The 25,787-nt window shown below is 70.3% G+C and carries 21 protein-coding genes, 1 pseudogene and 1 riboswitch; of the genes and pseudogenes, 11 read left to right on the top strand and 11 right to left on the bottom strand.

What is annotated here, in order from left to right; all coding sequences use genetic code 11:
- Nucleotides 1–172: 172 nt before the first annotated feature.
- Nucleotides 173–1,144: a diacylglycerol kinase family protein gene (locus GWK25_RS06735; RefSeq protein ID WP_215448928.1), complete on the top strand. Its 972-nt coding sequence runs from the start codon at nucleotides 173–175 to the stop codon at nucleotides 1,142–1,144.
- A gap of 319 nt (nucleotides 1,145–1,463) precedes the next feature.
- Complete coding sequence (locus GWK25_RS06730; protein ID WP_003992873.1) at nucleotides 1,464–1,721, top strand: WhiB family transcriptional regulator; 258 nt, start codon at nucleotides 1,464–1,466, stop codon at nucleotides 1,719–1,721.
- A gap of 259 nt (nucleotides 1,722–1,980) precedes the next feature.
- On the opposite strand, the gene GWK25_RS06725 is transcribed toward GWK25_RS06730, so the two are convergent.
- On the bottom strand, nucleotides 1,981–3,447 hold the full coding sequence (locus GWK25_RS06725; RefSeq protein ID WP_184903667.1) for a sensor histidine kinase: 1,467 nt from the start codon (nucleotides 3,445–3,447) through the stop codon (nucleotides 1,981–1,983).
- Between the two features lie 592 nt (nucleotides 3,448–4,039).
- Here GWK25_RS06725 and nagB point away from each other — a divergent pair.
- Nucleotides 4,040–4,825, top strand: coding sequence for a glucosamine-6-phosphate deaminase (gene nagB, locus GWK25_RS06720; RefSeq protein ID WP_215448927.1), 786 nt, complete (start codon nucleotides 4,040–4,042; stop codon nucleotides 4,823–4,825).
- A gap of 199 nt (nucleotides 4,826–5,024) precedes the next feature.
- Here nagB and GWK25_RS06715 read toward each other — a convergent pair whose 3' ends face one another.
- The 4 genes from GWK25_RS06715 to GWK25_RS06700 all read right to left on the bottom strand — a co-directional run bounded on the left by GWK25_RS06715 (nucleotide 5,025) and on the right by GWK25_RS06700 (nucleotide 10,047).
- Entirely contained in the window at nucleotides 5,025–6,602 is a 1,578-nt protein-coding gene (locus tag GWK25_RS06715) for a glycoside hydrolase family 3 protein (protein ID WP_215448926.1), read from the bottom strand.
- A 9-nt stretch (nucleotides 6,603–6,611) separates the two neighbouring features.
- The gene (locus tag GWK25_RS06710; protein WP_215448925.1) at nucleotides 6,612–7,484 is read right to left on the bottom strand and encodes a carbohydrate ABC transporter permease; all 873 of its coding nucleotides are present in this window, start codon (nucleotides 7,482–7,484) and stop codon (nucleotides 6,612–6,614) included.
- Nucleotides 7,481–8,473: a carbohydrate ABC transporter permease gene (locus GWK25_RS06705; protein ID WP_215448924.1), complete on the bottom strand. Its 993-nt coding sequence runs from the start codon at nucleotides 8,471–8,473 to the stop codon at nucleotides 7,481–7,483. Before GWK25_RS06705 ends, GWK25_RS06710 begins: the two co-directional genes overlap by 4 nt.
- A gap of 293 nt (nucleotides 8,474–8,766) precedes the next feature.
- The gene (locus tag GWK25_RS06700; RefSeq protein WP_215448923.1) at nucleotides 8,767–10,047 is read right to left on the bottom strand and encodes an extracellular solute-binding protein; all 1,281 of its coding nucleotides are present in this window, start codon (nucleotides 10,045–10,047) and stop codon (nucleotides 8,767–8,769) included.
- A 368-nt stretch (nucleotides 10,048–10,415) separates the two neighbouring features.
- On the opposite strand from GWK25_RS06700, the gene GWK25_RS06695 reads away from it, so the two are divergent.
- The 7 genes from GWK25_RS06695 to GWK25_RS06665 all read left to right on the top strand — a co-directional run bounded on the left by GWK25_RS06695 (nucleotide 10,416) and on the right by GWK25_RS06665 (nucleotide 19,003).
- Nucleotides 10,416–11,180 (top strand): GntR family transcriptional regulator, encoded by a 765-nt coding sequence (locus GWK25_RS06695; RefSeq protein WP_184899259.1) that lies wholly within the window; start codon nucleotides 10,416–10,418, stop codon nucleotides 11,178–11,180.
- Nucleotides 11,181–11,379: 199 nt separating this feature from the next.
- Nucleotides 11,380–11,709, top strand: coding sequence for a DUF3311 domain-containing protein (locus GWK25_RS06690; RefSeq protein WP_215448922.1), 330 nt, complete (start codon nucleotides 11,380–11,382; stop codon nucleotides 11,707–11,709).
- Nucleotides 11,706–13,334 (top strand): monocarboxylate uptake permease MctP, encoded by a 1,629-nt coding sequence (gene mctP, locus GWK25_RS06685; RefSeq protein WP_215448921.1) that lies wholly within the window; start codon nucleotides 11,706–11,708, stop codon nucleotides 13,332–13,334. The genes GWK25_RS06690 and mctP overlap by 4 nt, the downstream gene beginning before the upstream one ends.
- Before the next feature lie 174 nt (nucleotides 13,335–13,508).
- Entirely contained in the window at nucleotides 13,509–14,498 is a 990-nt protein-coding gene (locus GWK25_RS06680; protein WP_215448920.1) for a nucleoside hydrolase, read from the top strand.
- A 199-nt stretch (nucleotides 14,499–14,697) separates the two neighbouring features.
- Complete coding sequence (locus GWK25_RS06675; RefSeq protein WP_215448919.1) at nucleotides 14,698–15,204, top strand: GNAT family N-acetyltransferase; 507 nt, start codon at nucleotides 14,698–14,700, stop codon at nucleotides 15,202–15,204.
- 88 nt (nucleotides 15,205–15,292) lie between these two features.
- Nucleotides 15,293–15,382, top strand: a riboswitch (cobalamin riboswitch).
- 145 nt (nucleotides 15,383–15,527) lie between these two features.
- Nucleotides 15,528–17,993: a ribonucleoside-diphosphate reductase subunit alpha gene (locus GWK25_RS06670; RefSeq protein ID WP_215448918.1), complete on the top strand. Its 2,466-nt coding sequence runs from the start codon at nucleotides 15,528–15,530 to the stop codon at nucleotides 17,991–17,993.
- Nucleotides 17,993–19,003 carry a ribonucleotide-diphosphate reductase subunit beta gene (locus GWK25_RS06665; protein WP_215448917.1) on the top strand — a complete coding sequence of 337 codons (1,011 nt, stop codon included), beginning with the start codon at nucleotides 17,993–17,995 and terminating at the stop codon, nucleotides 19,001–19,003. Before GWK25_RS06670 ends, GWK25_RS06665 begins: the two co-directional genes overlap by 1 nt.
- 139 nt (nucleotides 19,004–19,142) lie before the next feature.
- Here the strand turns inward: GWK25_RS06665 and GWK25_RS06660 are convergent, their stop codons facing one another.
- Nucleotides 19,143–19,358 carry a hypothetical protein gene (locus GWK25_RS06660; RefSeq protein WP_215457969.1) on the bottom strand — a complete coding sequence of 72 codons (216 nt, stop codon included), beginning with the start codon at nucleotides 19,356–19,358 and terminating at the stop codon, nucleotides 19,143–19,145.
- A 93-nt stretch (nucleotides 19,359–19,451) separates the two neighbouring features.
- Here GWK25_RS06660 and GWK25_RS06655 point away from each other — a divergent pair, with 93 nt between their 5' ends.
- Nucleotides 19,452–20,414 (top strand): GlxA family transcriptional regulator, encoded by a 963-nt coding sequence (locus GWK25_RS06655; protein ID WP_215448916.1) that lies wholly within the window; start codon nucleotides 19,452–19,454, stop codon nucleotides 20,412–20,414.
- Nucleotides 20,415–20,447: 33 nt separating this feature from the next.
- Here GWK25_RS06655 and def read toward each other — a convergent pair whose 3' ends face one another.
- From def to GWK25_RS06630, 5 genes and pseudogenes are all read right to left on the bottom strand, one after another.
- The gene (gene def / locus GWK25_RS06650; protein WP_215448915.1) at nucleotides 20,448–21,098 is read right to left on the bottom strand and encodes a peptide deformylase; all 651 of its coding nucleotides are present in this window, start codon (nucleotides 21,096–21,098) and stop codon (nucleotides 20,448–20,450) included.
- A 165-nt stretch (nucleotides 21,099–21,263) separates the two neighbouring features.
- A complete protein-coding gene (locus GWK25_RS06645) occupies nucleotides 21,264–22,271 on the bottom strand; it encodes a hypothetical protein (protein WP_184899242.1) in 1,008 nt (335 codons plus the stop codon).
- A 127-nt stretch (nucleotides 22,272–22,398) separates the two neighbouring features.
- Nucleotides 22,399–23,611: pseudogene (locus GWK25_RS06640) on the bottom strand (HD-GYP domain-containing protein).
- Nucleotides 23,612–23,625: 14 nt separating this feature from the next.
- Nucleotides 23,626–25,035 (bottom strand): HD-GYP domain-containing protein, encoded by a 1,410-nt coding sequence (locus GWK25_RS06635; protein WP_215448914.1) that lies wholly within the window; start codon nucleotides 25,033–25,035, stop codon nucleotides 23,626–23,628.
- A gap of 203 nt (nucleotides 25,036–25,238) precedes the next feature.
- The gene (locus tag GWK25_RS06630) at nucleotides 25,239–25,628 is read right to left on the bottom strand and encodes a roadblock/LC7 domain-containing protein (RefSeq protein WP_215448913.1); all 390 of its coding nucleotides are present in this window, start codon (nucleotides 25,626–25,628) and stop codon (nucleotides 25,239–25,241) included.
- Between the last annotated feature and the right edge of the window lie 159 nt (nucleotides 25,629–25,787).

Genomic DNA, 25,787 nt, shown 5'->3' with positions numbered 1-25,787 from the left:
CGTGGCCCGCTGAGCCCCCGGTGCCCGGCGGCTGAGCCCCGGTGCCCGGCCCGGTTTCCGGCACGTGCACCGCGTTCGCGCGCCCCCACGTGCTCATCGTCACTACCTGATCTCCCCCTTGATCCGCACCTCGGTATGGGCCGGGTACCACCCAGTAGGTACCCTGCAACTCATGCGTGCACTTCTCGTGGTCAATCCGGCGGCAACCACCACAAGCGCACGTACGCGCGATGTGCTGATCCACGCGCTCGCGAGCGAGATGAAGCTGGAGGCGGTGACCACCGAGTACCGGGGGCACGCCCGGGACCTCGCCCGCCAGGCCGCGGAGGGCAAGGGCGACATAGAACTGGTCGTGGCGCTCGGCGGCGACGGCACGGTCAACGAGGTCGTCAACGGCCTGCTGCACCACGGCCCCGACCCCGACCGCCTGCCCCGTCTCGCCGTGGTCCCCGGCGGCTCCACCAATGTCTTCGCCCGCGCCCTGGGCCTGCCCAACGACGCCGTGGAGGCGACCGGCGTCCTGCTCGACGCGCTGCGCGAGAGCCGGGAGCGCACGGTCGGCCTGGGCATGGCCTCCGGCACCCCGGGCACGGAGGACGAGGCGGTCCCGTCCCGCTGGTTCACCTTCTGCGCCGGCTTCGGATTCGACGCGGGTGTGATCGGCCGGGTCGAGCAACAGCGGGAACGCGGACGGAAATCCACACACGCCCTTTACCTGCGTCAGGCTTTCCGGCAGTTTCTGGAAGAGCCCCATCGCAGACTCGGCACGATCACTGTGGAGCGGGCCGGCGAGGACCCGATTTCCGATCTTGTGCTGTCCATAGTCTGCAACACGTCCCCGTGGACGTTTCTGGGCAATCGCCCGGTGTACGCGTCGCCTAAGGCCTCGTTCGATAAAGGTCTCGACGTGCTCGGTCTCAGCCGCATGTCGACGCCCGCGCTCGCCCGATATGGCACACAGTTGCTCACTTCGTCCCCCGAGCGGGGACCCCAGGGCAAGCACGCCACCACCCTGCACGACTTGACCGACTTCACCTTGCATTCGAAGGTGCCCCTCCCCCTCCAGATGGACGGCGACCACCTCGGACTGCGAACGAGCGTGACGTTCACAGGCGTACGCCGTGCACTGCGTGTGATTGTGTGAGCGGAACGGGCAAAAGTCCTTCCACTCGAACGTTTAGGCCAGGATCCACCCCATGGAAGTACGGCTGTGACACAGTCGACACCGAGGAATCAAAAAAAACTTTCCGGAAGGGGTTGTATCCGCCGCTGAGGTTTGCGAGTCTCTACGTGGCGCTCGGGACAGCCCGCAACACCGGCTCAAGCAAGCGCCAGAACCCCTCCTCAATCCACAGGACCACACCAGTCCGTCTGGTGATCGGCCCTTCACTTGTTGAGGGATTCGTGAAAGCGTTCACATTCACAAGCTAACGTGCATGTAATACCAAGGAGAGGTAGCAGCCATGGACTGGCGTCACAACGCCGTTTGCCGCGAGGAAGACCCCGAGCTCTTCTTCCCCATCGGCAACACCGGTCCTGCGCTGCTGCAGATCGAGGAAGCCAAGGCTGTCTGCCGTCGCTGCCCGGTTATCGAGCAGTGTCTGCAGTGGGCGCTTGAGTCCGGCCAGGACTCCGGCGTCTGGGGTGGTCTCAGCGAGGACGAGCGCCGCGCCATGAAGCGCCGCGCCGCCCGCAACCGGGCCCGTCAGGCATCCGCCTGATATCCCACCCAGCAATAGCCTGAGCTTGGCGGCGCGCACAGCGAGTGCGCATCTCCCGCCCCCGAGCCGCAGCGCGCAGTGCCCCCGGTGCGCTTAATCAGCCACGAGCCCGAGCCCCGGACCACATGATGGTCCGGGGCTCGGTGCTGTTTCGGGTACGGATATGAGTACGGGTACGGGTACGGGTACGGGTACGACGACCGTGGTGCCCCGATCCGACGACCGTGGTGTCCCGGCCGGTACGGCCGCCGTACGCCCGCTACTTCTGGGCGCGCACCGGGATGTCCAGGATCACCTGGGTGCCCCGCTCCGGCGCCGGCACCATGTCGAAGGTGCCGCCCAACTCCCCCTCCACCAGGGTCCGTACGATCTGCAGGCCGAGGTTGCCCGAGCGGTGCGGGTCGAAGCCCTCGGGCAGGCCGACGCCGTCGTCCTGGACCGTGACGAGCAGCCGGGCCTCCTTGGAGGTGCCGCCCCGGACGGCCGAGACCTCGACCGTGCCGGTGTCGCCCTCGCGGAAACCGTGCTCGAGGGCGTTCTGCAGGATCTCGGTGAGGACCATGGACAGCGGAGTGGCGACCTCCGCGTCCAGGATGCCGAACCGCCCGGTGCGCCGGCCGGCGACCTTGCCCGGTGAGATCTCGGCGACCATCGCGAGCACCCGGTCGGCGATCTCGTCGAACTCCACCCGCTCGTCCAGATTCTGGGACAGCGTCTCATGCACGATCGCGATCGACCCGACCCGTCGTACGGCCTCTTCGAGGGCCTCCCGGCCGCGCTCGGACTCGATGCGCCGGGCCTGGAGACGCAACAGGGCGGCCACGGTCTGGAGGTTGTTCTTCACCCGGTGGTGGATCTCCCGGATGGTCGCGTCCTTGGTGATCAACTCGCGCTCGCGGCGCCGCAGTTCGGTCACGTCCCGCAGCAGCACCAGCGAACCGATGCGCGGGCCCTTGGGCTTGAGGGGGATCGCACGGAACTGGATCACCCCGTCACTGGACTCGATCTCGAACTCGCGCGGCGCCCACCCGCTCGCCAGCTTGGCGAGCGCCTCGTCGACCGGGCCCCGGGAGGGCGCGAGTTCGGCCGTCGTACGGCCGAGGTGGCAGCCCACCAGGTCGGCGGCGAGGCCGAGGCGGTGGTAGGCGGAGAGGGCGTTCGGGGAGGCGTACTGGACGATCCCGTCGGCGTCGAGCCTGATCAGCCCGTCGCCGACGCGCGGCGAGGCGTCCATGTCGACCTGCTGGTCGGGGAACGGGAACGCGCCCGCGGCGATCATCTGGGCCAGGTCGGAGGCGCTCTGGAGATAGGTCAGTTCCAGGCGGCTCGGGGTCCGCACGGTCAGCAGGTTCGTGTTGCGCGCGATGACGCCGAGGACGCGCCCCTCCCTGCGCACGGGGATGGACTCGACCCGTACGGGCACCTCCTCGCGCCACTCCGGGTCGCCCTCACGGACGATCCGGCCCTCGTCGTGCGCGGCGTCGAGCAGGGGCCTCCGGCCGCGCGGGACCAGGTGGCCGACCATGTCGTCCTGGTACGAGGTGGGGCCGGTGTTGGGGCGCATCTGGGCCACGGAGACATAACGGGTGCCGTCACGCGTGGGGACCCAGAGGACCAGGTCGGCGAAGGAGAGGTCGGACAGCAACTGCCACTCCGACACCAGCAGGTGCAGCCACTCCAGGTCGGAGTCGCTGAGGGCGGTGTGCTGGCGGACGAGTTCGTTCATGGAGGGCACGTGTGCGAGCGTACCTGGCGGTACGGAGATGACCGGAAACGGCTGGTGGAGTGGCCGGTACGGGCCCGGGAACACCCGCGGGCCGCGGCGCCTGAGAGGGACCCTCAACCCTCCCGGCACCGCAGCCCGGAGCAACATCGGCCGTGGGGTGTGCGGTCCCGGTCGGCCGAAGGATGAGGATCCGGAGCAGTCAGGGCAGAGAGCGCCGGGTCCTCGGTCCGCCTTCCTGTGCGGGGAAGACGGAGGCTTGTCGTCACGTGCGATCGCCGACGGCGGGCCGCTGATCGATCACATGCTCTACCACGCATTGTTGACTAGACCACTGCGTGTGTCCATGCGTTGGCGGATGTTTGTTGTTGTTCCCTTGCCCGACATCCGCGGACGGTCCACTTTGCAGAGTAGCCCGCTTCGGCCCCGGGGTGGGCCGGAACGCCGCCCCCGGGCCGGTGACCGGCCTCACGCTCGGCCCCTGTGGCGAGGGGGCCACCCCTGCTAGATTGGTCTACACCACATACAAGATGCTTGACCCGCGGTTTCCCGGTCGAGTCCTCTTGAGTCCTACGTTCCAGATCGGCAGGCCAGCGTGGAAGTTGTCATCGTTCCGGATGCCAAGGCGGGTGGCGAGCTCATAGCCGAGGCGATGGCGGAGTTGCTCCGGCGGAAGCCCGACGCGTTGCTCGGGGTGGCCACGGGGTCGACCCCGCTGCCCATCTACGAGGCGCTGGCGCGGAAGGTGCGTTCGGGCTCCGTGGACGTCTCACGGGCACGGGTGGCCCAGCTCGACGAGTACGTGGGGCTGCCGGCCGAGCACCCCGAGTCCTACCGCTCGGTGCTGCGGCGGGAGGTGCTGGAGCCGCTGGGGCTCGGCATGGACGCGTTCATGGGGCCCGACGGCACCGCCGAGGACGTGGCGGGGGCCAGCGAGGCGTACGACAGGGCGCTGGCCGAGGCGGGCGGTGTGGACCTGCAGGTGCTCGGCATAGGTACCGACGGGCACATCGGGTTCAACGAACCGTGCTCGTCGCTCGCGTCCCGGACGAGGATCAAGACCCTCACCGAGCAGACCCGGATCGACAACGCGCGGTTCTTCGACGGCGACATCCAGCAGGTGCCGCACCACGTCATCACCCAGGGCATCGGCACGATCCTGGAGGCCCGGCACCTGGTGCTGCTCGCCACGGGCGAGGGCAAGGCGGACGCCGTCGCGGCGACCGTGGAGGGCCCGGTGGCGGCGGTGTGCCCCGCGTCGGCGCTGCAGCTCCACCGCCACGCGACCGTCGTGGTGGACGAGGGTGCCGCGTCGAAGCTGAAGCTCGCGGACTACTTCCGGCACACGTACGACAACAAGCCGGACTGGCAGGGGATCTAGGGCGGCCAGGCAGACACGTAGGCGCCACAGCCCGGGGAGGAGGGCTGTGGCGCCGGTGTGTTTCCCGGGCCGGGTGAGGGCACGTGTTTGCCAAGGGACGGGTGGGGGCGCGTGTTTCCCGGTGGCGAGTGGGGCGCGTGTCTGTATGGGCGAGTGGGGCGCGCGCCGGTATGTCCCGCCAAGGCACGGTGTCCCGCCCCTAGGGCACGATGTCCCCGCTCTGGCGCACGCCCGCGATGATCTCCGCCGCCGCCCTGCCGCAGACCCTCGCCGCGCCGTGGGTGGCGATGTGGACGGCGGCTCGGGGCCGGGACTGGGGGACGCCCATCTCGACCACGATGGTGTCGGGGCGGGTGGTGAGGAGGATGTCCAGGGCGGCGGTCATCCAGGGGTGGCGGTGTTCGTCGCGGACGACGGCGACGATCCGGCGGGTGCCCGCGACCGCCAGGGCCGAGGCACCGGCGCTGTCGCCGGCGAAGGTCCCCGTCTCGGTGCCGGGGAGGAGGCGGGCCAGTTCCGCGCCGACGCCCCAGGGGGTCTCGTCGCCCACGGCGATGTTCGCCACCGGGGTGAAGGCCGCGACGTAGACGGGCCGGGTGGGCGGGGCGTAGGGCTCCCTGAACGTCGTCGTCAGGGCGCGGCGGGCGGCCACGAGACCGATGCCCCCGTCGGCGCCCCCGGCGCGGCCCGCCCGCCCGAGGGGCTCGGGCGACGTGCCGTCGACGTCTTCCGCTCCTCCGACGGCCTCTCTCGTCCAGCGCGCCAGAGCCCGGACCCGGTTCGCCGCGTCCGCCAGGCGTTCCTCGGCCAGCTCGCCGGTGCGGACGGCGGTGACGAGGGCGTCGCGGAGGCGGAGGACGGTCTCCTCGTCAGCGAGGCCGCCGCCGACACAGATGGCGTCGGCGCCGGCGGCGAGCGCGAGGACACTGCCGTGTTCGATGCCGTAGGTGCCGGAGATGGCCCGCATCTCCATGCCGTCGGTGACGATGAGGCCGTCGTAGCCCAGCTCGTCACGGAGGAGGCCGGTGAGGACGGAGCGGGACAACGTTGCCGGAAGGTCGGGGTCCAGGACCGGGACCAGGATGTGGGCGCTCATCATGGCGCGCGACCCGGCGGCGATGGCGGCCCGGAAGGGGGCCAGGTCCCGGGTGTCCACCAGCGAGCGGTCCGCGTCGATGCGGGGCAGCGAGAGATGGGAGTCGACGGCGGTGTCGCCGTGGCCCGGGAAGTGCTTGGTGCAGGCGGCGACGCCCGCGGCCTGCAGGCCGCCGACATAGGCGGCCGTGTGACGGGCGACCAGGCCGGGGTCGGCGCCGAAGGAGCGGACCCCGATGACGGGGTTGGACGGGTTGGCGTTCACGTCGGCCGACGGCGCCCAGTTGAAGTTGACGCCGCACTGCGCCAGCCGGCGGCCCAGGGCGAAGGCGACCTGCCGGGTGAGGTCGGTGTCGTCGACCGCGCCCAGGGCGTGGTTGCCCGGGAAGGAGGACCCGGTGCGGACCTCCAGGCGGGTGACGTCGCCGCCCTCCTCGTCGATCGCGACCAGGACGTCCTCGTGCTCGGCACGCAGCTGCGCGGTCAGGGCGGCGAGTTGTCCGGGCGAGACGATGTTGCGGCCGAAGAGACCGACGGAGGCCAGGCCCTCGCCGAGGCGGCGCAGCAGCCAGTCGGGGGCGGTGGTGCCCGTGAAGCCGGGCTGGAGGACCGTCAGGGCGTCCCGGGCGAGTCCGTCCTGTCCGGACGAGGAACCGGGCGATCCGGTGGCGAATGTCGTCATCAGGGTCGGTTATCCCTTCACGGCGCCCGCGGTGAGGCCCGCGGCCATCTTTCGCTGGACGAGGAGGAAGAGGACGACGATCGGCACGGCCATCAGGGTGGAGCCGGCCATCATCGGGGCGTATTCGGTGCCGTGCTTGGTGGTGAAGTTGCCCAGCCAGACGGTCGCGGTCTGGTTCTGCTGGCTCATCAGCATCAGGGCGTACAGATACTCGTTCCACGCCTGGATGAAGCCGTAGACGGAGGTCGCCACCATGCCCGGGGCGAGCAGCGGGAACACCACGCGGATGAATGCGGTGGTGCGGGAGCAGCCGTCGACCATGGCCGCCTCCTCCAGTTCGCGGGGGATGTTGACGATGAAGCCGCGCAGCGTCCACACGGTGAACGGGAGGATGAAGGTCAGATAGGTGATGATCAGACCGGTCAGGCGGTCGTACTGACCGAGGTCGTTCAGGAGCAGGAAGACCGGAATGATCATGGCGACCAGCGGGACCATCTGCACCGCCAGGATGCCGACGATGACGACCTTGCGGCCGCGGAAGGCGAAACGGGAGATGGCCAGGGCGGCCAGCATGCCGACGACGATGCCGATCACGACCACCGTCAGGGACACGACGAGGCTGCGGCCGACCGGGCCCCAGAAGTCGGCGATGCTCAGTGCCCGGCTGAAGTTGGAGAGGGTCAACGCGGTCGGCAGCAGGCTCGGGTCCGGGTCGATGGCGTCCTTCGCCGGTTTGAACGCCGTGTTCAGCATCCAGTAGACGGGGAAGCCGGCCGTGACGAAGACGCACAGTCCGAGGAGGTTCCAGCCGAGCCTGGACTTCCGGGGGCCGGAGCGGCTCTTCGTGTTCTTCCGGGGACCGGAGACGGTGGCGGTGCTCATTCGACTTCTCCGATCTTCAGCATCTGGCGCATGTAGACGCCGATCACGCCGAGCAGCAGCAGCACGGTGAGCAGGGCGATCGCCGAGCCCTGCGCGTAGTCGTTGACCACGAACGCCTTGTCGTACGAGTAGGTCGTGAGCAACTGGAACTCGGCCTCCGGATGGCCGTTGCGCATCACGAAGACCTGCGGGAAGACGCCCATGTCCCAGATGACGGAGAGGGTCGTGAGCATCACGATGATGGGCTTGAGGATGGGCAGGGTGACGTAGCGGAAGACGCCCCAGGCGCCGGCGCCGTCGAGACGGGCGGCCTCCTCCAACTCCTTGGGGACCTGGGTGAGTCCGGCGCTCAGGGTGATGACGACGAACGGCACCGCGCCCCACACCACGAGCAGCGTGATGACGGCCAGGCCCTCGGGTCCACTGGCGAACCAGTTGTGGCCGATCATGTCGACGCCGGGAAGCTTGCTGAGGAGCGCGTTGAAGACGCCGTAGTCGGAGTCGAAGAGCCACTTGAAGACGGTGGTGGCCACGATGATCGGCATGCCCCAACTCGCCACGAGCGCGATGTTGATGAGCGTCTTCACCCAGCCGGATACCCGCTGGAGCAGCAGGGCGATCGCCATGCCGATGACCATCGTGAGGACGACGCAGGCGGCGGCGAAGACGATGGTCCGGACGACGACCGCCCAGAACTCGCTGTCGCCCAGCACCTTGGCGAAGTTGTCGAAGCCGACCGACTCCGCCGGCTTGAACCCCCAGAGCTGGGACTGGCCGAACTCCTGGAAGGACAGGGTGACCAGCCGGACGAGCGGGTAGCCGAGGACGACGGCGAGGATCAGCAGACAGGGGGCGAGCAGGGCCCAGGGGACGGCGGCCCCGCCGGAGGTCCGCTTCCCGGTCGGCCGTTCCGGCGCCGCCGGCGGGGGCGGTGGCCCCGGCCGCACGGGCGGCACCTTCGCTGGGGCGGTCGTGTCTGCGGCACTCATCGCGCACTCCTAAGCAGATGAAGGAGGGGCCGGCAGCGGGCGCCCCTGGAAGGGCGCGAGGAACTGCGCGACCAGCCACGACGCACCGGCACCGAACCCGACACCTCATCGCGGCACTTTCGTAGATCACCCACCGGCCGAACCGATGTCTTCGGCGGGCACCGACCGATGTCCCCCACCGGTCGGGCCTGTGGCACTCACCGGGCCGGGCCCGGAGCGCCCACCGGTCGAGCCGACGCGGCACCCCCCGGTCGGGCCCGGCCACCATGGCCAGGCCCGACCGGCAGGTCACCTCACTCGTTGTTGATGACCTTGTCGATCTCGGCGTCGGCGGCCTTCGCAGCCTCCTCGACCGACTTCTTGCCGGTGCCGATGGACTGCAGCATCGTCTGGAGGATCTGCGCCTTCTCGACCTGGCCCCAGCCCGGTGCCATCGGCACGAACCAGTTGGACTCGGCCGCGGTGGCCGGGACCGCCGTCGCCGGGTCGTCCTTCAGCGTGGCGAGGTCGGTCTTGTTGTTGGGCAGGTTGCCCTTCTCCATCAGCCCCTTCTGACCGGCGGGGCCGGTGAAGGCGTTGATCCACTCGGCGGCGACGGTCTGCGCGTCGGACTTCACCGGGACGGCGAGGTCGCTGCCGCCGAGGAAGACGGGCAGGTTCTTGCCGGACGGGCCGGGCATCACGAAGTTCTCGACGTTGCCGGCGAGCTTGCCGGTCTTGTCGTTCTCCTTGGCCGCGGCGGTCGCGCCCTCCCAGGCGGGGGCGAAGATCATGCCGGACTTGCCCTGGCCGTAGACGATGTAGCGGTCGGACTCGTCCTTGGTCTTGTCGCCGTGCATGTATGTGTCGACGACGTCCTTGAACTCGTTCAGGCCCTTGATGGACTCCGGGGAAGAGAGGTTGGCCTTCCACTTGCCGCCGGACTCGACGGCTATGGAGCCGCCGGCGTCGTAGACGAAGGACATGGCCGCGTACCAGTCGCGGGTGGGCTGGTACCAGGCGCTGAACTTGTCGCCCTGCTTCTTCTGGACCTTGTCGAGGGCGGCGGTGAGCTCGTCGTACGTCTTCGGCGGGGTCTTGACGCCCGCGGCGGCGAAGACGTCCCCCCGCCAGTTGGCGACGCGGCCACCGGCGTAGTACGGGACGCCGTAGGTCTTGCCCTCGTAGGTGACGGAGGCCTTGAGGCCGTCCAGCCAGGCTTCGGAGTTGTCGAACTTCGCCGGGTCGAGGGGGGCGAAGGCGCCCTTGACCATGTAGGCGAGCATCTCCGTGTTGCCCATCTCGACCACGTCGGGGGCCTTGTCGGTGGCGAGGACGGCGTCGAGCTTGGCGTTCTTGTCGGGCCAGCCGTAGTACTCGTGCGTGATCGTGATGCCGGGGTGCTTCTTCTCGACCGCCGCGTCGGCCGCCTTGACCAGTTCCGGCCAGTTGTTCTGCGCGTCGACCGTGAGCCAGACCGTCAGCTCCTTGGTGTCCGCCCCCGTGTCGGAGCTCTTGTCCTCGCCGCCCCCGCACGCCGCGATGGAGACCATCATGCCCGCGACACAGATCGCGGTCGTCAGCTTCCTCTTCACGCCACCCTCCTCAGGGATGCCATTGCTCAGGGATGCCACAAACCCCCCTGCTCCCCGCGGTGACAGACGTACCGCCCATGGGGCCAGGACCTGGACCAATGGTGTAGACCAGTACGCCGGAGCTTGGCTCAGACCATTCGCCGTGTCAAGGGTGCTCGAACCCCCTCCCACCAGCCGTTATGCGACCTACATATGCAGGAACCTTTATGTAATAAGCCAGCGAAAACCGCGCGACTGAGCCACACTCTTCGGGTAGACCACTGCACCTTCTCCGGGAGGACCACCGGAGGCCCTTCCGTGGACTAGACCAGCGAGGCGCGCAGAGGTATACAGAGGGATCACGCCACGAGGAGCCGGGAAGGCGGAGCATGAGCACCGACGTCAGCAGTGCGGAGAACGAGAACGGGGCGGCCGTCCGTACCGCACGCGTGCCCAAGTACTACCGCCTCAAGAAGCACCTGCTCGACATGACCGAGACGCTTCCACCCGGCACCCCGGTACCGCCCGAGCGCACCCTCGCCGCCGAGTTCGACACCTCGCGCACGACCGTGCGCCAGGCGCTGCAGGAGCTGGTGGTCGAGGGGCGGCTGGAGCGCATCCAGGGCAAGGGCACTTTCGTGGCCAAGCCGAAGGTCTCCCAGGCACTGCAACTCACCTCCTACACCGAGGACATGCGCGCCCAAGGGCTCGAACCCACGTCGCAGCTGCTGGACATCGGCTACATCACCGCGGACGACACGCTCGCGGGACAGCTCGACATCACCGCCGGCGGCCGGGTGCTGCGCATCGAGCGGCTGCGCATGGCGAACGGCGAGCCGATGGCGATCGAGACGACCCATCTGAGCGCCAAGCGATTCCCGGCGCTGCGCAGGTCGCTGGTGAAGTACACCTCCCTCTACACCGCGCTCGCCGAGGTGTACGACGTCCATCTCGCCGAGGCCGAGGAGACCATCGAGACCTCGCTGGCCACGCCGCGCGAGGCCGGCCTGCTGGGCACCGACGTCGGTCTGCCGATGCTGATGCTCTCCCGGCACTCGCTGGACAAGGACGGACAGCCGGTGGAGTGGGTGCGCTCGGTGTACCGGGGCGACCGGTACAAGTTCGTGGCCCGCCTCAAGCGGCCGCAGGACTGAGCCCGTTCGGCACCCGGCCCTCCCGGAACTCCGCCACTGTCGCACCCCTGGTGAACCACCGGCTTGAACACAGAACCTCCGCATCCGATATCCGGACAGGGGGTTCCGTACGACGAAAGCCGTCCCTTACATTTCCTGCGCGTTGCGCAGGGGATCAAAGGTGACCCAGTGGTGATCGGCGAGGGGACGGAACCGGGACATGTCAGAAGCGTCTGAAGTGAGACCACCAGCACCCGAAGCGGGCCCGCCGACGGTGACACCTGTCAGGGTGGTCATCGCGCTGTGCCTGCTCACCCCGTTCGTCGCGATGCTCTGGGTCGGCTCGTACGCCAAGACGGACCCGGTGTTCATCGGCATCCCCTTCTTCTACTGGTACCAGATGGCCTGGGTGCTCATCTCCACCGCGCTCACCGCCACCGCGTACGCCCTGTGGCAGCGTGACCAGCGCGCCCGGAAAGCCGGCGAGTCGCAGCGGTCCCCGAAGTCCCAGGAGTCGCAGGAGTCCCAGGACGGGGGTGTCTCGAAGTGAAGGACGGCGTCAACGGCGTGGCACTCGCCGTCTTCATCTTCTTCTTCCTGGCCGTCACGGTCATGGGCTTCCTGGCCGCGCGCTGGCGCAAGGCCGAGAACGAGCACAGCCTCGACGAATGGGGCCTCGGGGGCCGGTCGTTCGGCACCTGGATCACCTGGTTCCTGCTGGGCGGCGACCTCTACACCGCGTACACCTTCGTCGCCGTGCCGGCGGCGATCTACGCGGCGGGGGCGGCCGGTTTCTTCGCGGTGCCCTACACGATCCTGGTCTATCCGCTGATCTTCACGTTCCTGCCCCGCCTGTGGTCGGTCTCCCACAAGCACGGCTACGTGACGACCTCGGACTTCGTCCGCGGCCGCTTCGGCTCGAAGGGCCTGTCGCTGGCGGTCGCGCTGACCGGCATCCTCGCGACGATGCCGTACATCGCCCTCCAGCTCGTCGGTATCCAGGCCGTCCTGGACGTGATGGGCGTGGGCGGCGGTGAGAACACCAACTGGTTCATCAAGGACCTGCCCCTGCTGATCGCGTTCGGTGTCCTGGCGGCCTACACCTACTCCTCCGGACTCCGGGCCCCCGCGCTGATCGCGTTCGTGAAGGACACCCTGATCTACATCGTCATCGCGGTGGCGATCATCTACATCCCGATCAAGCTCGGCGGCTTCGACGACATCTTCGCCAAGGCGGGCGAGGCCTACAGCCAGACCAACCCGGCGACGGACAAGCCGCGTGGCGCGCTCGTCCCGGGCGACGCCAACCAGTGGACGTACGCGACGCTGGCCCTCGGCTCGGCGCTGGCGCTCTTCATGTACCCGCACTCGATCACGGCGACGCTGTCGTCCAAGAGCCGCGAGGTCATCCGCCGCAACACCACGATCCTGCCGCTGTACTCCCTGATGCTGGGCCTGCTGGCACTGCTGGGCTTCATGGCGATCGCGGCCGGCGTCCAGGTGCAGAACGGCCAGCTGGCGATCCCGCAGCTGTTCGAGACGATGTTCCCGGACTGGTTCGCGGGCGTGGCCTTCGCCGCCATCGGCATCGGCGCCCTGGTGCCCGCGGCGATCATGTCCATCGCGGCGGCGAACCTCTTCACCCGCAACATCTACAAGGACTTCATCAAGCCGGACGCCACGCCCGCGCAGGAGACGAAGGTCTCCAAGCTGGTGTCCCTGCTGGTGAAGGTGGGTGCGCTGGCCTTCGTCCTGACCATGGACAAGACGGTCGCCATCAACTTCCAGCTCCTGGGCGGCATCTGGATCCTCCAGACCTTCCCGGCCCTCGTCGGCGGTCTCTTCACCCGCTGGTTCCACCGCTGGGCCCTCATCGCAGGCTGGGCGGTCGGCATGCTGTACGGGACGATCGCCGCGTACGGCGTGGCCTCACCGACCCAGAAGCACTTCGGCGGCTCGTCCGCCGAGATCCCCGGCATCGGCGAGATCGGCTACATCGGTCTGACGGCCTTCATTCTCAACATCGTGGTCACGGTGGTCCTCACCTTCGTCCTGCGCGCCGCGAAGGCTCCCGAGGGCATCGACGAGACCCGCCCCCAGGACTACACGGCAGACGCCGGCGACCCGGGAGTCCAGGTGGAACTGCCCCCGGCGACGGCGGGAACGAGCCACTAGCCAGGCTGCGCCCCTGAAAAAAGGCAGGGGCGCAGCCCCGCTTTTTTCAGGGGCGCGGGGAACTGCGCGAGAACCCCCACCGGACGGAAGTGTGGGGGTCAAAAGGGCGCAGCCCCTTGAGGATGGGAAGGCTAAGGGCGGCGGGGGCGAGGAACACCCCGCTACGCTGGCACAGTGACCGCTCGCCCCCCGATCGTCCTGGACAGCGACCCCGGCATCGACGACGCCGTGGCCCTCCAGTACCTCCTGGGAACAGACCTCTGGGACCTCAAGGCATACACCTCGGCAGGCGGAAACCTCCCCGCCGAGGCGACCTACGCCAACGCCCGAGCCCTCGCCCGAGCCCTGCGCATCGACGGCCACGTCCCGGTACACAGAGGCGCCGGCCGCCCCCTCTCCCGCCTCCCCTACCGCGAGGCCTCCGCCTTCCACGGCCGCGCCGGCCTCGGCGACGAGACCCTCCCCGACTCCACGGCCCCGCACCCCACGGAGTCCTCCGCCCAGGCCCTGCTCCGCCTGTCGAGGGAGTACGAGGGCGAGCTGACGGTGTGCGCAACCGGTCCCCTCACCAACGTGGCCATCGCCCTGCTGGAGGACCCGCACTTCGCCCACCGCGTCCGCAAGTTCGTGTTCATGGGCGGCGCCGCGCAGGTCCCGGGCAACTTCACCCCGGTCGCCGAGTTCAACATCTGGGCCGACCCGGAGGCCGCCGAGATCGTGCTCTCCTCGGGGATCCCGTTCACCATGGTCGACCTGGACGCCTCGCACCGCTGGCTGTTCCGCCCGGAGAACCTCGCCGCGCTGGAGGCCGCGGGCCCCGGCACGGCCCTCGCCGCCCGGCTGATGCGCACCTACATGGCCGCCTACACCCGCCACGGCGGGGACGGCACCTGCCCCCTGCACGATCCGCTGGCCGTCGGCGTCTGCAGCGACGAGGCGTTCGTCGAGGCCGCGGACGGGGCCGTCGTCGTGGAGTGCGCGAGCGAACTCACGCGCGGCCAGACCGTGTTCGTGCCGACCGCCGCCCGGCGCGTCTACTACTCCGAGTCCCCCGCGCTGACGGCCCGCCTGCGGGCCACCGGCCGGGTCACGCTGGGACCGGGCACCCGTGACTTCACCGCGGACTTCGTGACGACGCTGCCCCGGTGGCCGGCGACTGCCTGACGCGACCGGGCACGATCTCCACCGGAGAGCCCGAGCAGCCCGACGCGACCTGCACGGTCCCGAACGGCCCGGCGGGACCCGTGCGGCCCGGTGACCCGTGCGGTCCGGCAGGAGTTGTGCGGTCCGATTGTCCGACCGACGGCGTTCCCTGTGGACAACCGCCGCCTCGCCGATCCGTCGCTCGTGCACACTGCGACGCATGGACATCACGATCAGGACGGCCGCTCCCGCCGAGTACGCCGCACTCGGCGAGATCACCGCCCAGGCCTACCTCGGCGACGGCCTGCTGGACTTCGGGCAGAGCGACCAGTACCTCGACGAGCTGCGGGACGTGGCGAAGCGGGCCGCCGAGGCCGACGTGCTCGTGGCGGTCGTGGACGGGCGGGTGCTGGGCGGAGCGACCTTCGTTCCCACGGGCGGCCCCATGGCCGACATCGCCCGCGCGGGAGAGGCCGAGATACGGATGCTCGCGGTCTCCCCGGAAGCCCGCGGGCGCGGTGCCGGCGAGGCGCTCGTGCGGGCCTGCGTGGAGCGCGCCCGCACCGTGGAGGGCTGTGTGCGCCTCGTGCTGTCGACCCAACGCGGCATGCGCGCAGCCCATCGCATCTACGAACGCCTGGGCTTCACCCGCACACCGGAGCGCGACTGGAACCCCCTGCCCGACCACCTCGACGTCACTCTGATCACCTACGAGTTGACGCTCTGACACCCCCCGAAGCCGAAGGCGACACAACATGTGGGGGTGACACCGCGCCCCGGCACTAGATGTATGCTCATGCTCGCTGTCGCCGCAGGGGAATCCGGTGTGAATCCGGAGCTGTCCCGCAACGGTGTACGGGCGCGCGCACATCCCCATGCGCGCACGCCTGTTCAGTCCGAACACCTGCCGACAGTGCGCCCGGCCGTCCGGTCCGGGTGCCCTGACGTCCGGGCCTCGTGGAATGGGCCGGTGGACGCGACGCCCCCGTGCGCTCGTGTGCTGCCGCCTGCCCTCCGCAGGGCCCCCAGCCGAGCGAGGGAGAGCCCCACGTGACCATCGCGCCAGCCGATCCGGTGTCGGACATCGCCGCGGCCGAGCCGGTTCCAGCCGACCCGGCGGCGGAGTCCGACGGCCCTGGTGCCGCATTGCTGCGGACCCTGACCGAGCTGACCGCCGACCTCCCCGACGCCGACCCCGACCGGGTCGCCGCCGCCGCGCTGCGCGGCCGGTCGGTGCGTGTCTCCGCCCCCGAGATGGTCGCGGAGCTGCGTGAGCTGGCCACGGAGGCGGCCGCGGGCCTCATCGCCGAGGACCCCGCCTACTCGAAGCTGGCGGCCCGGCTGCTGGCCATCGGCATCCGTGCCGAGGCGGCCTCGCAGGGTGTCACGACGTTCACCGAGTCCATCGCCGTGGGCCACCGGGAGGGCCTCGTCGCCGACCGCACGGCCGAGTTCGTCCGCGCCCACGCCGAGCGTCTCGACGCCCTGATCGACCCGGCCGGGGACGACCGCTTCGGCTACTTCGGTCTGCGCACCCTGCACAGCCGCTACCTGCTCCGGCACCCGCTGACCCGCAAGGTCGTCGAGACACCGCAGCACTTCATGCTGCGGGTCGCCGCCGGTCTCGCCGAGGACACGGGAGCCGATCAGGAGGCGGGCCTGCGCGCCCTGGACGAGGTCGCCGCGCTCTACGGGCTCATGAGCCGCCTCGACTACCTCCCCTCCTCGCCCACGCTCTTCAACTCCGGTACGCGACACCCCCAGATGTCGTCCTGCTACCTCCTCGACTCCCCGCTGGACGAGCTGGACTCCATCTACGACCGCTACCACCAGGTGGCCCGCCTCTCGAAGCACGCCGGCGGCATCGGCCTGTCGTACTCCCGCGTCCGCGCGCGCGGTTCGCTGATCCGGGGCACCAACGGACACTCCAACGGCATCGTGCCGTTCCTGAAGACCCTGGACGCCTCGGTCGCCGCCGTGAACCAGGGCGGCCGGCGCAAGGGCGCGGCCGCGGTCTACCTGGAGACCTGGCACGCCGACATCGAGGAGTTCCTGGAGCTGCGCGACAACACGGGCGAGGACGCCCGGCGTACGCACAACCTGAACCTGGCGCACTGGATCCCGGACGAGTTCATGCGCCGGGTGAACGCCGACGAGCAGTGGTCGCTGTTCTCCCCCTCCGACGTACCCGAGCTGGTCGACCTGTGGGGCGAGGAGTTCGAGGCCGCGTACCGCAAGGCGGAGGCGGACGGCCTGGCGAAGAAGACCATCGCGGCCCGTGACCTGTACGGCCGGATGATGCGCACCCTCGCGCAGACCGGCAACGGCTGGATGACCTTCAAGGACGCGGCCAACCGCACGGCGAACCAGACGGCCGAGCCGGGCCATGTCGTCCACTCCTCCAACCTCTGCACGGAGATCCTGGAGGTCACGAACGACGGGGAGACGGCGGTCTGCAACCTGGGTTCGGTGAACCTGGGCGCCTTCGTCGACCCGGCGGCGGGCGACATGGACTGGGCGCGGCTGGACGCGACCGTCCGGACCGCCGTCACCTTCCTCGACCGCGTGGTCGACATCAACTTCTACCCGACCGAGCAGGCGGGCCGCTCCAACGCGAAGTGGCGTCCGGTCGGACTCGGCGCGATGGGCCTCCAGGACGTCTTCTTCCAGCTGCGGCTGCCCTTCGACTCCCCCGAGGCGAAGGCCCTGTCGACGCGGATCGCCGAGCGCGTCATGCTCGCCGCGTACGAGGCCTCGGCCGACCTCGCCGAGCGGTCCGGTCCGCTGCCGGCCTGGGAGAAGACCCGTACGGCGCGCGGCGTGCTGCACCCCGACCACTACGGTGTCGAGACCACCTGGCCGGAGCGCTGGGCGGCCCTGCGTGAGCGCGTCGCGACGACGGGCCTGCGCAACTCCCTGCTCCTCGCCATCGCGCCGACGGCCACCATCGCCTCGATCGCCGGTGTGTACGAGTGCATCGAGCCGCAGGTGTCCAACCTGTTCAAGCGCGAGACGCTGTCCGGGGAGTTCCTCCAGGTCAACTCGTATCTGGTGAAGGACCTGAAGGAGCTGGGCGTCTGGGACGCCCGCACCCGTGAGGCGCTGCGCGAGTCCAACGGCTCGGTGCAGGACTTCGCCTGGATCCCGGCCGACGTACGGGCGCTGTACCGCACGGCCTGGGAGATCCCGCAGCGCGGTCTGATCGACATGGCCGCCGCCCGCACCCCGTACCTGGACCAGTCCCAGTCGCTCAACCTGTTCCTGGAGACGCCGACCATCGGCAAGCTCTCCTCGATGTACGCGTACGCGTGGAAGTCGGGCCTGAAGACCACGTACTACCTGCGTTCCCGCCCGGCGACCCGCATCGCCCGCGCCGCGCAGGGCCAAGGCCAGGGTCAGGGCCAGGCGCAGACGCCGAACCGGCCAGAGAACACCATCCCCGTCCAGCAGTCGGCCGATCCGGATGCCGTCGCCTGCTCCCTTGAGAACCCCGAGTCCTGCGAGGCCTGCCAGTGATGCCCAGCAACCAGAATCTCCTCGACCCCGGCTTCGAGCTGACTCTCCGCCCGATGCGCTACCCGGACTTCTACGAGCGCTACCGGGACGCGATCAAGAACACCTGGACCGTCGAGGAGGTCGACCTCCACTCGGACGTCGCCGACCTCGCGAAGCTCTCCCCCGCCGAGCAGCACCTCATCGGCCGTCTGGTCGCGTTCTTCGCGACGGGCGACTCGATCGTGGCGAACAACCTCGTGCTGACCCTCTACAAGCACATCAACTCCCCCGAGGCGCGGCTCTATCTGAGCCGCCAGCTCTTCGAGGAGGCCGTGCACGTCCAGTTCTATCTGACGCTCCTGGACACCTACCTCCCCGACCCGGAGGACCGGGCGGCCGCCTTCGCGGCGGTGGAGAACATCCCCTCCATCCGGGAGAAGGCGGAGTTCTGCTTCCGGTGGATGGACTCGGTCGAGAAGCTGGACCGGCTGGAGTCCCAGGCGGACCGCCGCCGTTTCCTGCTCAACCTGATCTGCTTCGCGGCGTGCATCGAGGGCCTGTTCTTCTACGGCGCCTTCGCGTACGTCTACTGGTTCCGCAGCCGGGGTCTGCTGCACGGTCTGGCCACCGGCACCAACTGGGTGTTCCGCGACGAGACGATGCACATGTCCTTCGCCTTCGAGGTGGTGGACACCGTCCGCAAGGAGGAGCCGGAGCTCTTCGACGAAGAGCTCCAGCAGCAGGTCACGGACATGCTGAGGGAAGCGGTCGAGGCCGAGCTGCAGTTCGGGCGCGACCTGTGCGGTGACGGACTCCCGGGCATGAACACCGAGTCGATGCGGCAGTACCTGGAATGCGTGGCCGACCAGCGCCTCACGCGCCTCGGCTTCGCCCCGGTGTACGGCTCGGAGAACCCCTTCTCCTTCATGGAGTTGCAGGGCGTCCAGGAGCTCACCAACTTCTTCGAGCGGCGTCCGTCCGCGTACCAGGTCGCGGTGGAGGGCACCGTCGACCTGGACGAGGACTTCTGAGCCGAGCTCCTTCGGGGTGATGGCGTCCCCGGCCGACGTGACCTTCGCGGTCGTCGTCGTGCCGGGGAGATGCCGGAGGGGCCGCCGCCTCGGGGCGTGGGGCCGTGGCCATGGGGCGCCGCATGCCTGACAACGGCGATCAGGCGGGGCGGGCGACGCGGTGCGACGCCGCCACCTGCCTTTCCTGCGTCGCCGGCCTCTCCTGCGACGCCCGCCGGTCCTGCGACGCCCGCTGGAGCTGGCGGTCGATGCGCCGGTCGTGCACGACGCCGATGATCGCGGGCAGCACGACCAGGGCGAGCAGTCCGAGGACGGCCAGTGTTCCGATGAGTCCTTGCAGCTGTGTCGCATCCATGGACACTACTGTCGCGCCGAACGCTCCTGACAAACAGTGGCAGGACTGCCGCACCCCCTCGAATTCCTGCCACTTCCGGGGCACACTGGCAGCATGCTGAAGAACGTGGCCGCCATCCTCATGGACGGCGTGCATCCCTTCGAACTGGGAGTCGTGTGCGAGGTCTTCGGCCTCGACCGCAGCGACGAGGGCCTGCCGGTGTACGACTTCGCGGTCGCGTCGGCGGAGGGTCCCACCCTGCGGACGCACGCGGGCTTCACCATCTCCACCCCGTACGGACTGGACCGGCTCGAAGAGGCCGACCTGGTGGTCGTCCCGGCGGGCGAGAGCTATGTGCACCGGATCTACCCGGCCGACCTGCTGGACGCGCTGCGCCGGGCCGCGGACCGGGGCGCCCGGGTGCTGAGCGTGTGCTCGGGCGTCTTCGTGCTCGGCGCGGCCGGACTGCTGGACGGGCGGCCGTGCGCGGTCCACTGGCGGCACGCCGAGGAGCTGTCCCGGCAGTATCCGCGTGCGGTGGTCGAGCCGGACGTGCTGTACGTCGACGCGGACCCGGTGATCACCTCGGCGGGCACGGCGTCCGGTATCGACGCCTGTCTGCACATCGTCCGCAAGGAGCAGGGGCCGGAGGTCGCGAACAAGATCGCCCGACGGATGGTGGTGCCACCGCACCGCGACGGCGGCCAGGCCCAGTACATCGAGCGGCCGCTGCCGCGCTCGCAGTGCGACACGGTCGGCGAGGTCCTCGTGTGGATGGAGCAGCACCTCGACGAGGAGGTCACCGTCGAGCAGCTCGCCGCCCGCGCGCACATGTCCCCGCGCACCTTCGCCCGCCGCTTCCAGCAGGAGACCGGGACCACCCCGTACCGCTGGATCCTGCGCCAACGGGTGCTGCTGGCCCAGCGGTTGCTGGAGGCGACGGACGAGACGGTGGACGCCATCGCCTGGCGCACCGGCTTCGGCACCGCCGCCGCCCTGCGTCATCAGTTCGTCCGGTCGCTGAACACGACCCCGCAGGCCTACCGCCGCACGTTCCGGGGGCCGGAGGTCGCCTGAGGGCGGGCGCGCCTGCGGGCGGGGCGAGTCGGCTCAGTCGTTGGCGACCACGGGGTAACGGGGCTCGTTCTCGGCCATCTGCCGCAGGGCGTCCTTGCGGTCGCGCTTGGAGAGCCGGTCGATGTAGAGGTAGCCGTACAGGTGGTCGGTCTCGTGCTGGAGGCAGCGCGCGAAGTAGCCGGTGCCGCGCACCTTGATCGGGTTGCCCTTCTCGTCCTGCCCGGTCACCTCGGCGTAGTCGGGGCGGGCGAGCGGCATGTACGCCGTCGGCACGGACAGACAGCCCTCGTTGCTGTCGTCCAACCGGCGCTTCTCGGCGGGGAGTTCGACCAGCTTCGGGTTGCAGATGACACCGGTGTGACGCTTGCCCTCGTCATCGGGGCAGTCGTACACGAAGACCTTCAGATCGACACCGACCTGGTTCGCGGCCAGACCCACGCCCTCCGCCGTGCGCTGGCTGGCGAACATGTCGTCCACCAGCTTGGCCAGCTCGTCGCCGAACTCCGTGACGTCCTTGCACTCCTTGTGCAGCACCGGGTTCCCGACCACGGTGATCGGCAACGACGTGCCACGCTCGCGGTACGCCTGCTCGCGCTCCTCGCAGTCCTCCGTGTCGATGACGAACCCCTCGTCATCGACGGGGAGCACGCCCACGTGCTGCTGATCGGTGTCCTGCTGGGCCATGACAGACGTACGCCTTCCTCAAAACAACAAGCGATGAAGTTGCTGATACAGGGTACGGGGACCGCGCCCCGCAGGAGGGCGCCCCGTCAAGAGCGCCCGTCAGGGGCACGGGGAACTGCGTGAGAAGCCCCACCGAACCGCGGCCGAGAACGAACCGCGCGCCCCCTAACAAACCTCTTCCAGATCCCGCCAGTCACGGGAATCCGGACTGTCGGCCACCCACCCGTCCAGCAACCCCCGAACCAGCGAAGCCGGCGCGGCCACCCCGCACTCCCGCTCCGGCGCCCACAACTGCCCGTCCGTCACGTGTCCCAGCGGCCCGGGATGCCCCGGCTCGCTGTGATCGTGCGGATCGAGATGCTCCCCGTTGCCCTCGTCGGACGGCATCCGTGACTCCGAGCACAGCCGGCACAGCAACCGCACCGACGACGACCAGTCCTCCGCCGCGAACCCCGCGTCCGCCGCGAGCCGCTCCAGGGCGTCCCGGTCCGCCTCGGTCGCGGCCTCCAGCAGCACCACCCAGGTCGGCACGGGGGACGGCGCCCACAACTCGATCTCGTCGAACACCGGATACGCGTGCCCCGCGGCGGTGGTCCGCTCCCCGTGCGGCACGCCGTCGTGCAGGACGACCTCGCCCCAGCGCCGCCCGGACGACGGCAACGGGATGGAGAGCACCTCGATCCGGGCGGGGTCGAGCCGCCGCCCCCACACGACCTCGGCCTCGCCCTCGGGCGAGAGCCGTACGGCCGCGCTGCCGAGGTCCATGCCCACCGGTTCCCCGGAATCGCCGGGTCCGCCACCGGGCTTCGGCCTGGCCGCCCCGCCGGGCACCCGCAACCCGTACGCCTGCCACGCCCTGCGGGCCAGCGGCCAGTCCTGGAGGGCGGTCGCGGCGATGCCCACGTTCCACCAGTCGGGCGCGCCGGTCTCGCGGTCGAGCAGTGCGACGGCCCGCAGTCCGGCCGCTCTCGCCTGTTCCCAGTCGTGCCGGAACTTGTGCAGGAGGGCGAGGTTGAACCAGGACTCGGACAGCCACGGCTCCAGGTCCGCGGCACGTGTCAACAGCGCCCCCGCGTCCTCGTACCGACCGTCGCCGATCAGCGTGAACGCACGATCGGTGGCCTGCCGCCAGGAGGCGGAGGGCCGATGCCGTCCCTTGCCGAAGATCCTCACGATTCCCGCCTGCCAGTTACGGTTCCCGCCTGCCAGTTCCGTCGGAGTGGGCTGGCCGTCGCCCCCGGTACACCCTCTCCCTCGCATCCAACCACGACCGGATGGAGAGGCGCTCATTACCCATGGGTTACCCCACCGCGGGCAAGGTCAGACAGTCTCTCGACAGTACCCGCGCGAGCGACTCCACCACCTCCGGGTGATAGTCCCGGGCCGTGCCCAGCCGCAATTCCTCCAGCGCCCGGAGCGGCCCCTCCGGCCCTGCTTCCCGGACCTTCTCCTCGTATGCGTTCACGGCCCGCACGATGCGCGCGCCGACCGGCTGCTCACGGTACGGATCCGCCTGGCGCTCCACCACCACGGCGACCTCGGCGTCCACCCCGGTCTGCCGCACGACGGCGCCGCCCAGCAGCGCGATCCGGCGCTGCTCGGCCACCGGGAGCCCGGCGGTGGCTCCGGCCGGTACGGGGTCGACGAGGCTCAGCTGGCCGATGTCGTGCATCAGGGCGGCGAACTCGACGACGGTGAGCTGGGACTCGCCGAGTCCCAGCTCACGGCCCACCTCACGGCTCAGCAGGGCCACCCTCCGCGCGTGCCCGGCGGGGGTGTACCCGGCGATCTCCGTGGCGCGGGCCAGGGAGGCAATGGTCTGCCGGTAGGTGGCCCGGACGTGGGCGTACCGCCGCGACGACAGCTGGGTGAGGAGCAGCGGCAACGAGAACACCGGCAGCGCCCACAGCCCGACGACACCGGTCGCCAGGGCCATGACGGCCCCCGTCGCACACACCGCCGACCCTGTTCCGGGCAGCGTCCGCAGTTCGTCCCTCAGCAGCGGGCCGTAGGGCCACCGGGTCCGCGCGTGTGCCATGGCGGCCACGAGCACGGCGTCGCACAGCGCGGTCAGGACGAGCAGCGCGACGAGGAGCAGGGCGTGGGAGGGGCCGCTCCACTGCGCGGGCAGGCCCCGGTGGTGCAGCGGCTGGAAAGCAGAGGGCGGCGAAGGCGACGGTGAGGACGCGCCGGGTGAGGTGGTCGAGGGTCGACCGGCACCCCTTGACCACGTACGGCACACACCCCAGCAGCGCGGCTGCGACGACGACGGCGACGATCTGGAGCACCCCGTGTCCCGTCGGCCGCCCGCCGTTCTCCCCCAGCAGCGCGTAGGCCAGTGCCCCGGCCGCTCCGAGCGGCGCCACATCACGCCCTTCCGCCCCACGCCACCGCGACAGCTCCCCCACGCCCACGAGCACCGCGAACGCGAGGGCGACACCGGGATCGTCGAGACCGCGCCAGAGGGTATGGCCGAGGGCCAGGAGAGCGAGCAGCCCGGCGAGACAGCGCAGACCGACGAGCAGGGTCACGGCACGCGCCCCCCATCGCCACCACGCGCCCCACTTCCGCGTCCGAACCCGGCTTCGCGCCGTTCCGGGCCCGTCCCCGGCTCGCCGCGCGTCCCGCCGAACGGGATGTTCGCGGCGGGTGGGACGTTCCCGCCGGGGTCGGCCGTGACGGTCGGGGCCCAGCCGTGGCGGGCGAGGGCGCGGGTCAGTGCCGTCACCATGACGGGGTCGAACTGGGCGCCCGCACATCGCCGCAGCTCGGCGAGGGCGGCGTCGACGGGGCGTGCCCGGCGGTAGGAGCGGGTGGAGGTCATGGCGTCGAAGGCGTCGGCGACCGCGACGACCCGGGCGAACTCGGGGATCTGGCCGCCGACCAGCCCGTAGGGATACCCGCTCCCGTCCAGCCGCTCGTGATGGTGCAGCACCGCCGCCCGGGCCTCCCCGAGGAAGGAGATCCCGCGCACCATCTCGTGGCCGTACTCGGGATGCAGTTCGACGATCCGCCGTTCCTCGGGCGTCAGCGGACCGTCCTTGCGCAGCAACCGCGTGGGCACTCCGAGCTTCCCCACGTCGTGCAGGATCCCCGCGAACCGGAGGACCTCGGCCCGTTCGTCGTCCATGCCGAGCTCCCGCGCGATCAGCAGGGACGCCTGCCCGACCCGCTCGCTGTGCCCGCGCGTGTAGCCGTCCTTGATGTCGACGGCCTGGACGAGCGCGCGGACGGTCGCCCGGTGCGCCGCCCGCTCCCGGTGGTACTGCGCGAACACCCAGCAGGACACGTACATCGGCAGCAGCACGAGCAGCGCGGCGACGGGCCCGTGCGGGCTGCGCCACAGCACGGCCATCATCAGCCCGGCGAGCCCGTGCACGACGACGGGGGCCAGCGACCGCCAGAAGAGCCCCCGCCAGGCGACGCGCGCCGGTACTCGCTCGGCGAGCGCCAGGATCCCGCCGTCGAGCAGCGTGAGCACCGCGCAGAACACCACGGCCGCGGCCCCGGCGGGCAGCAGCGCGTACGGGAAGTCGGGGCCGGCGAGCGCGTCCGGACCGCCGAGCGCCGCGTGCGTGTGCGACGCGGCCCCCACCGCAAGCACCAGCCGGCCCGCCCGCCAGATCCGGCGCAGTGACCGCGGCCGCTGTTCGACCCGGGAGAGCAAGGCCCCCGGCACGGCCACGAGCGCGGCGGCGGGCACCGGCAGCAGAAAGGCCCCGGCGAGGAGGACGGGGAAGAAGGTGCCCATGCCCTTGGGGGCACGGTGACCCATGAAGGGGCAGCGGGTGATCTGCTCGCACGCGGCGTACAGCGCGGCGAGCAGGGCCACAGCCCCCCACGGGACGTGGCCGCCCGGCAGGGGCGCGAGACAGACCACGGCCCCGAGGACGACACAGGCGACGTACACACGGGCCCATGCCGTCACCGACCCCATGGCACCCTCCCGAGTTCAGGCTCCGGAGCCTAGGACGGGCCGGAACGGGAGGGGACGGCTACGGGTGAATCCCTCGCGCCACGACGGCCGGATTAACCCCTTCGAGTGAAAGCGCCGCCCCCACGCCGACGGCCCCGGTCGACGGCACCGTCATGTCTCTTCGCCGTCCGGGTCGACGGCCGCGCCGTGTCTCGTCGTTCGTCTCAGTGCGCCACATCCGCCGCGAGCGCCTTGCTCAACTGTTCGACGGTCGCCGGGGACTCGCGTTGGAAGGCGGCGAGGTCGAGGCCGTCGTCGCCCATGACGGTCAGCAGGGTGCGTTCGCCCACGGCGACGACGATGACGTGCCCCGCGCCGCACCGGACGACCACCTCGCGAAGGGCCCCGACACCGGACTGGTCGGCCATCCGACGGCTGACACCGAGGGTGGCGGCGGCGAGGGCGGCGACGGACTCGGGGTGGACCTTGTCGACGTCGGCGACGACGAGGAGCCCGTCGACGGTGGACAGGACGCTCTCGGCGACGCCCATCACCCGGTCACGCAGCGAAGCCAGGATGCCGGTCAGCGATTCGGTCGATGCGTGTGGGGTCATGGGCACGTGCTCCTTGGTCCATACGTCTGCGGTGGGTGTGCGGTCCGAGCGGCAGGGGGTGCGGGCGGGCTTTCCCGACGCCCGCTATTCGGGCAGGTGCCGGTCGGGCTCGGGGAGAGCCCGCAGCCCGCGGCGGACACGCCGCAGCATTTCTACGGA

The organism is Streptomyces sp. ATCC 21386 (genome assembly GCF_018728545.1).
Classification (GTDB): Bacteria; Actinomycetota; Actinomycetes; order Streptomycetales; family Streptomycetaceae; genus Streptomyces.
This window is presented reverse-complemented; position numbering and strand designations above follow the sequence as displayed.

Excerpts from the sequence above, each read along its gene's own strand:
- GWK25_RS06735 (WP_215448928.1), top strand. The coding sequence starts at position 173 with ATGCGTGCACTTCTCGTGGTCAATCCGGCGGCAACCACCACAAGCGCA.
- GWK25_RS06730 (WP_003992873.1), top strand. The coding sequence starts at position 1,464 with ATGGACTGGCGTCACAACGCCGTTTGCCGCGAGGAAGACCCCGAGCTC.
- GWK25_RS06725 (WP_184903667.1), bottom strand. The coding sequence starts at position 3,447 with ATGAACGAACTCGTCCGCCAGCACACCGCCCTCAGCGACTCCGACCTG.
- GWK25_RS06715 (WP_215448926.1), bottom strand. The coding sequence starts at position 6,602 with ATGACGACATTCGCCACCGGATCGCCCGGTTCCTCGTCCGGACAGGAC.
- GWK25_RS06710 (WP_215448925.1), bottom strand. The coding sequence starts at position 7,484 with ATGAGCACCGCCACCGTCTCCGGTCCCCGGAAGAACACGAAGAGCCGC.
- GWK25_RS06705 (WP_215448924.1), bottom strand. The coding sequence starts at position 8,473 with ATGAGTGCCGCAGACACGACCGCCCCAGCGAAGGTGCCGCCCGTGCGG.
- GWK25_RS06695 (WP_184899259.1), top strand. The coding sequence starts at position 10,416 with ATGAGCACCGACGTCAGCAGTGCGGAGAACGAGAACGGGGCGGCCGTC.
- GWK25_RS06690 (WP_215448922.1), top strand. The coding sequence starts at position 11,380 with ATGTCAGAAGCGTCTGAAGTGAGACCACCAGCACCCGAAGCGGGCCCG.
- GWK25_RS06675 (WP_215448919.1), top strand. The coding sequence starts at position 14,698 with ATGGACATCACGATCAGGACGGCCGCTCCCGCCGAGTACGCCGCACTC.
- GWK25_RS06665 (WP_215448917.1), top strand. The coding sequence starts at position 17,993 with ATGCCCAGCAACCAGAATCTCCTCGACCCCGGCTTCGAGCTGACTCTC.
- GWK25_RS06660 (WP_215457969.1), bottom strand. The coding sequence starts at position 19,358 with ATGGATGCGACACAGCTGCAAGGACTCATCGGAACACTGGCCGTCCTC.
- GWK25_RS06655 (WP_215448916.1), top strand. The coding sequence starts at position 19,452 with ATGCTGAAGAACGTGGCCGCCATCCTCATGGACGGCGTGCATCCCTTC.
- def (WP_215448915.1), bottom strand. The coding sequence starts at position 21,098 with ATGGCCCAGCAGGACACCGATCAGCAGCACGTGGGCGTGCTCCCCGTC.
- GWK25_RS06635 (WP_215448914.1), bottom strand. The coding sequence starts at position 25,035 with ATGGGGTCGGTGACGGCATGGGCCCGTGTGTACGTCGCCTGTGTCGTC.
- GWK25_RS06630 (WP_215448913.1), bottom strand. The coding sequence starts at position 25,628 with ATGACCCCACACGCATCGACCGAATCGCTGACCGGCATCCTGGCTTCG.